Below are 7,792 nucleotides of genomic sequence, written 5' to 3' on the forward strand. Positions count from 1 at the left end.
TGAGCTACCCCCCGAAATTCGGACACTGACATAAGCTATGATTTGCGGTCTGCTGATCTTCGACGAAAAGGAGATCAGAGATGTCGAAACGCAAGCAGCACGCGCCTGAGTTCAAGGCGAAGGTCGCCCTGGAAGCCTTGAAGGGCGAAGAGACCGCAGCCGAGCTGGCAAGCCGGTTCGGAGTTCATCCGACGATGGTTCACCAGTGGAAACGCGCTCTGCTCGAAGGCGCCTCGGGTGTGTTCGAACGCAATGGCCGGAAAAAGCCCGAGATCGACGAGGAGCAGGTGAAGGAGCTCCACGCCAAGATCGGGGAGCTGGCGGTGGCCAACTCTTTTTTGGAAAGAAAGCTGAAGCCCTGGGGCGGGAAGTGAGGCGCGGCATGGTTGAGCCGGATCATCCGGAATTGTCGATCACTCGGCAATGCAAGCTGCTGTCGATCTCACGCTCGTCCTTCTATTACACCCCGAAGGGGGAGACCGCGCAGAACCTGGCCCTCATGCGGCTGATCGACGAACAGTTCCTGGAAACGCCCTTTTTCGGTGTCCGGCAGATGACCTGGCATTTGCGCAACGACGGCCATCTGGTGAACGAGAAGCGGATACGCCGGCTGATGCGGCTCATGGGATTGATGCCGATCTACCAGAAACCCACTACCAGCAGACCGGCGAAGGGGCACAAGACCTATCCCTACCTGCTGAAGGGACTGCGCGTGGAGCGGCCCAACCAGGTCTGGTGCGCCGATATCACTTATGTGCCGATGCGGCGCGGGTTTCTCTACCTGGTTGCCATCATGGACTGGCACACCCGAAAGGTCCTAGCCTGGCGCATCTCGAACACGCTGGAGGCCGATTTCTGCGTCGAGGCGCTGAACGAGGCCATCTACAAGTTCGGGCTGCCGGAAATCATGAATACCGATCAGGGCAGCCAGTTCACCTCTTTCGCCTGGACCGATCGCCTGCGCCACACCGGCGTGCGCATCTCGATGGATGGAAAGGGTCGGTTCCTCGACAATATCTTCATCGAAAGGTTGTGGCGGACCCTGAAATACGAGTGCGTCTACCTGCATGCCTGGGAGACCGGATCAGAAGCGAGGGCGGGCATCCGGAAATGGATGACCTTCTACAACCACCAACGCCCACATTCAGCCCTTGGCGGCAGACCGCCCGCCGTGGTCTATTGGCTGAGAAAAGACGAAACCCAACCCGATCAGCAGGTGCAGAGAGTAGCTTAATTTATGCCAGATCCTGTCCAACGATCGGGGAGCAGCTCACGTTGCATACGGACGAACCAAACGTCTAATGTTGTTGTATGGTTGAAGCTGCTAATAGGGCAGCCGATTTCACGGCGCTCGCGCAGTGCAGGCAGCCGTTCTCAGGAGGAAGCTCGAAAATGTCCGATGCCCATGTCCACCCCGTCCAGCCGGCTTGGAAGAAGAACGCTCTGATCGACAACGAGACCTACCTGAAGTGGTATGCCGACAGCGTAGGCGACCCGGACAAATTCTGGGACGAGCATGGCAAGCGCATCGACTGGTTCAAGCCCTACACGAAAGTGAAGAACGCCTCCTTCGAGGGCGATGTATCGATCAAATGGTATGAGGACGGCCTCACCAATGTAGCTTATAATTGCATCGACCGGCATCTGGAAAGGCGCGGCGATCAGACTGCCATCATCTGGGAAGGCGATGATCCTTCTGACGACAAGACTGTCACCTATAAGGAGCTCTACGAACATGTCTGCCGCTTCGCCAATGTGCTGAAAAAGCATGGTGTCAAGAAGGGCGACCGGGTCACTATCTATATGCCGATGGTATTGGAAGCGGCCTACGCGATGTTCGCCTGCGCGCGTATCGGCGCCGTTCATTCGGTGGTGTTCGGCGGCTTCTCGCCCGACGCGCTGGCAGGTCGCATCACCGACTGCAAATCGAACTTCGTTATCACCGCTGATGAAGGCTTGCGCGCCGGCAAGCGCATTCCGCTGAAGGACAATACCGACAAGGCGATCGAGATCGCCGCCAAGGACGGCATCAAGGTCGACAAGGTCATCGTGACGCGCCGCACCGGCGGCAAGATTGATTGGGTCGAAGGCCGCGACTTCTGGCTACATGAAGAGGCCGCATCGGTCGAACCTGCCTGCGAACCTGAACATATGAGGGCGGAAGACCCGCTGTTCATCCTCTACACATCAGGTTCGACCGGCAAGCCGAAGGGTGTGCTGCACACCACGGGCGGTTATCTCGTCTATGTGTCGATGACCCACCAATATGTTTTCGACTACCATGATGGCGACATCTACTGGTGCACCGCCGATGTCGGCTGGGTGACGGGCCATTCCTACATTCTCTACGGACCGCTCGCCAACGGCGCCACCACGTTGATGTTCGAGGGCGTGCCCAATTATCCGACGCCGTCACGCATGTGGGAGGTGGTCGACAAGCACAAGGTCAACATCTTCTATACGGCACCGACAGCGATCCGCGCCCTGCGCGGCGTCGGAGACGAATGGGTTGAGAAAACCTCGCGCAAATCTCTGCGCATCCTTGGCTCGGTTGGCGAACCGATCAACCCGGAAGCCTGGGAATGGTACTTCAATGTCGTCGGCGAACAAAGATGCCCGGTGATCGACACATGGTGGCAGACCGAAACCGGCGGCATCATGATCGCCCCCCTTCCGGGAGCCATCGATTTGAAGGCAGGCTCCGCTACCCTGCCCTTTTTCGGCATTATTCCGGAGCTGCTGGATGGTGACGGCAATATCATCGAGGGCGAAGGCAGCGGCAATCTGTGCATGCGACAGGCGTGGCCCGGCATGACTCGCACCGTCTTCGGCGATCACGAGCGCTACGTGCAGACCTATTTCTCCACTTACAAGGGCAAATATTTCAGCGGCGACGGCTGCCGCCGCGATGCCGACGGCTATTACTGGATCACTGGCCGCGTCGACGATGTCATCAACGTCTCGGGCCACCGCATGGGCACGGCGGAAGTGGAGTCGGCGCTCGTCGCCCATGACAAGGTGGCGGAAGCCGCCGTCGTCGGCTATCCTCACGACATCAAGGGCCAGGGCATCTACTGCTATGTCACGCTGGCCGAGGGTGTGGCCGCGAACGACGATCTGCGTAAGGAATTGATCGCACATGTGCGCCACGAGATTGGCGCCATCGCCACGCCGGACAAAATCCAGTTCGCACCAGGCCTGCCGAAAACCCGCTCCGCCAAGATCATGCGCCGCATCCTGCGCAAGATCGCCGAGGACGAATTTTCGGCGCTCGGCGACACCTCGACACTCGCCGACCCAAGCGTCGTGGACGATCTGATCGCCAACCGGCAGAACAAGCGGGCATAGGGCTCGCATGGGCGCTGACGGCACGGTTGCGCACCTGTGGCGCTATCCGGTAAGTTCGCTTGCCGGGCAGCCAATGCCTGAGCTTTTGATCAGGCCCGATGGTGTGGAAGGCGATCGTATCTACGGGCTTTTCGACGTGGCGAGCGGCATCGTGGCCGCTCCCGACAGGAACCCGGCGAAATGGGGCCAGGCTCCCCGCATCCGCACGCGGCTGTCGGGTGAGGCCGGACTGGAAGTGGAGATTCCTGGCGGCGGCTGGCTTGCCGCGCCGGCCGCCCAAAGCGACAGGGCGATCAGCGACTATCTCGGCTTCGAGGTTTCTCTGCGACCTTACCTTGATGACGGGCCGCAACCGGCTGACGGTTCCACCACGGGCCCGCGCTATCAAAAGGCGCCGGTCCATCTCCTGACCACCGCTTCGCTGGCCCGCCTGAAAGCGCTGCACCCGGCGGCAGACTGCGATCCACGGCGGTTTCGCCCCGGCATACTGATCGATATGCCTGAAGTCGAAGGCGCGTTTCCCGAGTCGGAATGGCTCGGGCGGCGTATCGCCATTGGCGAGGTCGAACTTGCCGTCGCTGCGCCGTGCCGGCGCTGCGGCTTCACTATCATCGCGCAAGAGGGCATAGAGGAAGATGCCGAGATCCTGCGGACCGTGGTGCGGAACAACCGTCACAATTTCGGCGTCTATTGTACTGTCGAGCGCCCCGGCAAAGTCGCTCCCGGCGCGCAACTGCATTTTCTCTGACCGGTTCATGGCGAACAGAAGCGGATCGGCAGGCGGGAATCGGCTCGCCCGGTTTGCGCCTTGTATCGGCCGGCGTATGCCCCCACATTGGCCTCGTGTTCAACGAATTGAAAGGAGGTGATCCGATGTCGAGTGATTTCGTTTTCCAGAGCGTGGTTCCGGCGGATCGCCTTTGCGGGGAGCAGCCTCTCCGCTAAAGGATCGCTCCGCGCGGCTGCGGTGGTCTTGCCACCACGTACGAGCTGCGCCCTGAACGAAGACACGGGAAGGCCGCCGGCTTCGGGTAGAAGCGGCGGCCTTTTCCGTTGGCGCACGACCGCATGGAAAGCAGAATGCTCATCTTTATGCGAGCATGATCCTCCGAAAACCGGCGTCTATTTTTCCAGATCGTGCTAAAAATCGCTGGTGAGGCCCTTAACCTCCCAATCGCCATAGCGGCCCGGTTCATGGCCGCCACGCCCACCAATTTCCCTCGGCCTGGCGGCTTCCGCGGCGCGATAGGCTTCACGCCGCGCTTTAGCCTCGGCGAGCGCCCGGCGCGCCGCCGGCGACAAGTCCTTGGTCGACGCATCTGCAATGACGTCGCCGGTCGTTTCCTCTGCCATGTTCTCTCTGCTCGCGGATTGAAACGGGGCTTACTATACCCCATCATATAGCGGAGTTTGTGGCAATATAAGCCTATGGAAAGATGCCCGTCATAACCATACGGAGCAGACTATGAACACCCTTCGCACCGCCGTGCTTCTCGCTGCGATGACGGCGCTTTTCATGGGCGTCGGCTATCTGCTCGGCGGATCGGGCGGCATGATGATCGCACTGGTCATAGCTGCCGGCATGAATCTGTTCAGCTATTGGAATGCCGACAAGATGGTGCTGGCAATGAACCATGCCGTCCAGGTGGATGAAAAGAACGCGCCGGAATATTATGCCATCGTTCGCGATCTCGCTCGGCGAGCCGAGTTACCCATGCCGAAGGTCTATCTCATCGAAAACGACCAGCCCAACGCCTTCGCCACGGGCCGTAACCCGCGAAACGCCGCCGTCGCCGCCACAACCGGCCTGTTGCATCGGCTTTCCCATGAAGAGGTTGCGGCCGTGATGGCGCACGAACTGGCCCATGTACAGCATCACGACACCCTGACCATGACCATCGTCGCCACGCTGGCCGGCGCCATTTCCATGCTTGGCAATTTCGCCTTCTTCTTCGGTGGCAGCCGCAATGAAAACAATTCGTTCGGTTTTGTCGGTGTATTGGTGGCAATGATCGTGGCGCCTTTTGCCGCGATGATCGTGCAGATGGCGGTGAGCCGCACGCGTGAATATGAGGCAGACCGGCGCGGGGCCGAAATTTGCGGCCATCCCCTCTGGCTGGCCTCTGCGCTGAACAAGATCGCGCGCGGCGCCAAACAAATCCCCAATCCGGATGCCGAGCGCAACCCCGCGGCAGCCCATCTCTTCATCATCAACCCGCTTTCGGGCGAACGCATGGATAGTCTTTTTTCCACCCACCCGGCGACCGAAAACCGCATTGCCGCGCTTCAGGCGATGGCCGCGCAGATGGGTAGCGGCAATGACGGACCGGCATCCAACGAGCCGTCCGATGCGCCTTCCGGCCCGTGGAACCGTGCTGGACAGCGCCAAGTGCGGGCCGAAAGACCAGCACAGCGCAATCCATGGGTCGGCAATCCGACCGGCCCAAAAGGGCCTTGGTCATAGACAGGCCCTCGACAAGCGCTGCAGCCCGTGTGATTGCGGCGGCATGAGAAACCGTAACGTCCAGCGCGAAAATTTGTCTGCCATTCCCGGCCTTGCCGTCCGGATGGCTGGTACCCGCCTTCTGGCCGCGGTCGTGGATGCCGCAACGCCGCTCGACGGCCTGACCGATGCCGAGCATGGCCACCCTCAATACCGGGCACTCGACGTCCGCGACCGCGCGCTCGTGCGTGCCATCCTCATCACGGCACTGCGCCATCGCGGCACTATTGCAGCGCTGCTGGCATGCCGTTTGGAAAAGCCGCTACCGGCGAACGCAACCACGCTTTCGCATCTCCTGCATGTGGCTGCCGCACAGATTTTGTTTCTCGACGTGCCGGACAGCGCCGCCGTCGATCTCGCCGTTACCCATGCCAAGTCCGATCCGCGCACCCTGCGCTTCGCCGGCCTCGTCAATGGTGTGCTGCGGGCGCTGGCGAGAGCCAAGGCGGCGGAACTTCCGATTATGTTGGAAACCAGCCGTGATGCGCCGGACTGGCTTTCGGCCATGCTGGAGAAGACTTACGGACCAGATGAAACCGCCAAGATTCTGGCCGCGCACCGGCGCGAGGCACCGGTCGATTTCACGGTGAAGTCCAACCCTGAACTTTGGGCCGAACGGCTGAGCGGCATCGTTTTGCCGACCGGCTCAGTGCGTGTGGAAAAGCTGGTCGCGCCGATCCCGGATTTGCCAGGCTTTGTCGAGGGCGCATGGTGGGTGCAGGATGCGGCAGCCAGCCTGCCGGCACGGCTGTTCGGCGACATCAATGGTCTTCGTGTCGCCGATCTTTGCGCAGCGCCAGGCGGCAAGACGGCGCAACTCGTCTTGGCGGGAGCGGAGGTCACAGCTCTCGATACGTCAAAGAACAGGTTGGCTCGGCTTGAAGAAAATCTGGCGCGTCTCGGCCTATCGGCCGAAACCGTGCAGTCCGATTTGCTGGCTTTCGCGCCGCCTCGCCCGTTCGACGCCATTCTGCTTGATGCGCCCTGTTCCTCGACCGGTACAGTGCGACGCCATCCGGACATCCCATGGATCAAGACGCCGGCAGATGTCGCCAAGCTGGCAGCCTTACAGGCAAAGCTGCTGGCGCATGCCATAAAGCTGCTGAAACCGGGCGGACAGATCGTTTTTTCCAATTGCTCGCTCGATCCAAGCGAGGGCGAGGAACTGGTCGAGACTTTCCTCACAGAAAACCCCGCCATCGTGCTTGACCCAATCAAGCCTGATGAGATCGCCGGCGTTCAACCATTCATCACACCGGCAGGTGCGCTGCGTACTACACCGGCAGGGCTTGATATGGAAACACCAGCGCTGTCCGGCCTCGACGGGTTTTATGCCGCGCGTCTTCGTAAGGCCTATTAACCTTACGAGTACCCGTATCAGCCGAAGCTGAATAAGCCTCAGACCATGCCCAACGCCGTCATGTAGAGATCGAGGATCGACTCCTCCTCCTGGCGCTCGGCCTGATCCTTCTTGCGCAGCCGGACCAGCGTGCGTATCGCCTTGGTATCGAAGCCTTTTCCCCGGTGAGAGCGGCGGTGCAAAATTCGTCCACGGTAGCGGCGGGATAATCCCGCTGCGGGCGGCGTAAAACCCGGCCACCTATTTTCCTTCTGCAACGAGCGCAGGAGGGTTAGGGGATCTACACCGTGGAATTGTATCTGAAGGTTCGTCTGGCTTGCTCGGAAGGAATGAGCCGGCGTCAGGCTGCGAAGCATTTCAACATATCGCGCGACAGCGTGGCCAAGATGCTGTCGTATTCGACGCCGCCGGGCTATCGGCGCCGATCACCGATCCGGAGGCCGAAGCTGGACGCGTTCGTTGCGACCATCGATCGATGGCTGGATGAGGACGTGAAGGTTCCGCGCAAGCAGCGGCACACGGCCAAGCGTGTGTTCGACCGGCTTCGTGACGAATGCGGGTTCACCGGCGGCTACACGATC

The 7,792-nt window shown here is 60.6% G+C and carries 6 protein-coding genes and 2 pseudogenes; 6 read left to right on the forward strand and 2 right to left on the reverse strand.

The annotated features are described in order from the left end of the window. Positions 1–80 precede the first annotated feature (80 nt). The 3 genes from BFN67_RS20320 (at position 81) to BFN67_RS20330 (ending at position 4,096) form a co-directional block, all read left to right on the forward strand. A protein-coding gene (locus BFN67_RS20320; protein ID WP_245295242.1) for an IS3 family transposase occupies positions 81–1,234 on the forward strand; the annotation gives its coding sequence in 2 pieces (ribosomal slippage) (positions 81–333 and positions 333–1,234; 1,155 coding nt in all). 158 nt (positions 1,235–1,392) lie between these two features. Then, positions 1,393–3,348 (forward strand): acetate--CoA ligase, encoded by a 1,956-nt coding sequence (gene acs / locus BFN67_RS20325; protein WP_080921306.1) that lies wholly within the window; start codon positions 1,393–1,395, stop codon positions 3,346–3,348. Between the two features lie 7 nt (positions 3,349–3,355). Continuing rightward, positions 3,356–4,096 carry an MOSC domain-containing protein gene (locus BFN67_RS20330; protein WP_080921307.1) on the forward strand — a complete coding sequence of 247 codons (741 nt, stop codon included), beginning with the start codon at positions 3,356–3,358 and terminating at the stop codon, positions 4,094–4,096. A gap of 392 nt (positions 4,097–4,488) precedes the next feature. On the opposite strand, the gene BFN67_RS20335 is transcribed toward BFN67_RS20330, so the two are convergent. After that, complete coding sequence (locus BFN67_RS20335; RefSeq protein WP_080921308.1) at positions 4,489–4,701, reverse strand: DUF1674 domain-containing protein; 213 nt, start codon at positions 4,699–4,701, stop codon at positions 4,489–4,491. A 112-nt stretch (positions 4,702–4,813) separates the two neighbouring features. Here BFN67_RS20335 and htpX point away from each other — a divergent pair, with 112 nt between their 5' ends. Continuing rightward, the gene (gene htpX / locus BFN67_RS20340) at positions 4,814–5,812 is read left to right on the forward strand and encodes a zinc metalloprotease HtpX (protein ID WP_080921309.1); all 999 of its coding nucleotides are present in this window, start codon (positions 4,814–4,816) and stop codon (positions 5,810–5,812) included. Between the two features lie 43 nt (positions 5,813–5,855). Beyond that, a complete protein-coding gene (locus BFN67_RS20345; protein ID WP_080921310.1) occupies positions 5,856–7,211 on the forward strand; it encodes an RsmB/NOP family class I SAM-dependent RNA methyltransferase in 1,356 nt (451 codons plus the stop codon). 38 nt (positions 7,212–7,249) lie between these two features. Here BFN67_RS20345 and BFN67_RS24970 read toward each other — a convergent pair. After that, positions 7,250–7,375: pseudogene (locus BFN67_RS24970) on the reverse strand (DUF2312 domain-containing protein); the annotation flags it as partial. Between the two features lie 123 nt (positions 7,376–7,498). On the opposite strand from BFN67_RS24970, the pseudogene BFN67_RS20355 reads away from it, so the two are divergent. Continuing rightward, a pseudogene (locus BFN67_RS20355) lies at positions 7,499–7,792 on the forward strand (IS21 family transposase); the annotation flags it as partial.

It is taken from the genome of Manganibacter manganicus, from assembly GCF_002075885.1.
Lineage (GTDB): Bacteria > Pseudomonadota > Alphaproteobacteria > Rhizobiales > Rhizobiaceae > Mesorhizobium > Mesorhizobium manganicum.

Excerpts from the sequence above, each read along its gene's own strand:
- BFN67_RS20345 (WP_080921310.1), top strand. The coding sequence starts at position 5,856 with ATGAGAAACCGTAACGTCCAGCGCGAAAATTTGTCTGCCATTCCCGGC.
- acs (WP_080921306.1), top strand. The coding sequence starts at position 1,393 with ATGTCCGATGCCCATGTCCACCCCGTCCAGCCGGCTTGGAAGAAGAAC.
- BFN67_RS20335 (WP_080921308.1), bottom strand. The coding sequence starts at position 4,701 with ATGGCAGAGGAAACGACCGGCGACGTCATTGCAGATGCGTCGACCAAG.
- htpX (WP_080921309.1), top strand. The coding sequence starts at position 4,814 with ATGAACACCCTTCGCACCGCCGTGCTTCTCGCTGCGATGACGGCGCTT.
- BFN67_RS20330 (WP_080921307.1), top strand. The coding sequence starts at position 3,356 with ATGGGCGCTGACGGCACGGTTGCGCACCTGTGGCGCTATCCGGTAAGT.